This is a genomic window from Halopseudomonas sp. 4NH20-0008 (genome assembly GCF_057548395.1).
Genome location: NZ_BAAJMD010000047.1, coordinates 1 through 501 on the forward strand (window position 1 = coordinate 1; position 501 = coordinate 501).

Consider the following 501-nt stretch of genomic DNA (forward strand, 5'->3'; position numbering starts at 1 on the left):
AATGGTTTCTGCTGCCTCGACGGCATTGATGATGTCATCGGCCGTAATGTTGTCGATGCTCACGACGCCGGCCTGAGCAACCAGATCCACGGTGTGAGTCGAAGTGCCTGTTGTCTCGACGGTATTGCCCGCTGCATCGCTGGACGCAACTACCACATCGAAGGAGGTATCTGCAGCCAGGTCTGAACCAGCTACATCAACAGTCCAGTTACCGTCGGAATCAACAGTAGTGTCGTATTCAGTGCCGTTGATCACCATGGTAACGGTGTCGCCTTCACTGATATCACCACCGGTGGCGGTGCCGGTCACAGCGATAGTTTGAGTGGCTTCAGCGGCATTAATGATGTCGTCAGCGGTGATATTGTCCACAGTGACGGTGCCAGCCTGGGCGGTCAGATCTACAGTGTGAGTAGATGTGCCGGTGGTATCGACGGTGTTACCTGCGGCATCGCTGGAGCTGACCACTACATCGAATTCGGTGTCCGCAGCCAAATCTGAACC

The 501-nt window shown here is 55.1% G+C and carries 1 protein-coding gene; it reads right to left on the reverse strand.

Annotation, left to right across the window (positions count from 1 at the left end; all coding sequences use genetic code 11):
- Window positions 1-501, reverse strand: a 501-nt coding sequence (locus tag AC27HQ_RS16960; RefSeq protein WP_487157375.1) for an Ig-like domain-containing protein, incomplete at both ends; no start/stop codon positions are given.